Below are 287 nucleotides of genomic sequence, written 5' to 3' on the forward strand. Positions count from 1 at the left end.
GTATTACTCGCGATGAAAGCTTAATGACTAATCCTGCTGATGGACCCTGGTATTATCAGCAAATTGAGCTTGGCTATAACTACCGTATGACGGATATGCAAGCTGCTTTAGGTGTTTCTCAGATGCAGCGCCTAGATGAGTATGTTGCTAAACGTCTTGAGTTAGCTGAGCGTTATAATGAGTTGCTTAAAGACCTGCCTATTACATTACCCTGGCAACATGAAGATAGCTACTCCGGTCTGCATCTATATGTGATTCGTTTGCAATTAGATAAGATATCCAAAGCG

1 protein-coding gene is annotated in these 287 nt (G+C 41.8%); it reads left to right on the plus strand.

The annotated features are described in order from the left end of the window. On the plus strand, positions 1–287 hold a 287-nt coding region (locus tag AAEZ03_RS26860), incomplete at both ends, for a DegT/DnrJ/EryC1/StrS family aminotransferase (RefSeq protein WP_350582844.1).

It is taken from the genome of Pseudomonas sp. HY2-MNA-CIBAN-0224, from assembly GCF_040310285.1.
GTDB lineage: Bacteria > Pseudomonadota > Gammaproteobacteria > Pseudomonadales > Pseudomonadaceae > Aquipseudomonas > Aquipseudomonas helleri.